Genomic DNA, 775 nt, shown 5'->3' with positions numbered 1-775 from the left:
TGAACGACGTGGCACTCGTCGCCGTCCGCTGGGCGCTCTACGTCGATCTCGGCCTCTTGTTCGGCCTGCCGCTGTTCGCGCTCTATGCCCCAGGTGGCGGCCGGACGGTGCAGCGGCATCTGCCGATGGGGGCGATGGTGGCCTGTCTTGCCTGCTTCGGGCTGCTGCTATCTGCGTTGGGCTTTGCGGTGCAGGCTGCGGCCATGTCCGGACTGCCGCTCACACAGCCTGATTTCGCCCTGCTGGGTGATCTCATCAATGAGACGGCCATGGGGGCGGCGTTGAAGGCGCGCCTTGTCGCGCTCCTTGTCCTCCTATTCTGCGTCCTCTTGTATCGACGGCAATCACGTCCCGCCTTCATCGCCTCTACTCTCGCAGGCGCGCTCGCGCTCGCGCTCGCGACCCTCGCCTGGAGCGGACATGGCGCGGCTGGCGAAGGCTATCCGGGCTGGCTGCAACTGGTCGCCGATCTCGTCCATCTGCTCGCCGCCGGCGCCTGGGTCGGCGCGCTTGCAGCCTTCCTCGCGCTGGTTATGCCTAAAGCAGCGACCGGTGATATGGAGCGGGTCTCGCTCGCCGAGGAGGCCTTGACGGGCTTCTCCCTGGTAGGAACGATCATCGTTGCCCTGCTGATCCTGACCGGGATGGGGGCGTCACATAAAACGGGCACAGATATACGCTAAGGCCTGAGGGCGTCGGAAAACACCTGTTTGTCGTACATTGTGAAGGGTTTCGGGCGCTTGCGTACGAAAGCCTCCAGTGCAGGAACCCGCGG

General features: G+C 64.8%; 1 protein-coding gene. It reads left to right on the top strand.

The features are described from left to right. On the top strand, positions 1 to 683 hold a 683-nt coding region (locus AX703_RS02215), incomplete at its 5' end, for a copper resistance protein CopD (protein ID WP_231735320.1). Positions 684 to 775 lie beyond the last annotated feature (92 nt).

This window comes from Novosphingobium sp. CCH12-A3, assembly GCF_001556015.1.
Classification (GTDB): domain Bacteria; phylum Pseudomonadota; class Alphaproteobacteria; order Sphingomonadales; family Sphingomonadaceae; genus Novosphingobium; species Novosphingobium subterraneum.
The sequence above is the reverse complement of the archived record's forward strand: the minus strand, read 5'-3'. Positions and strand labels throughout refer to the sequence as shown.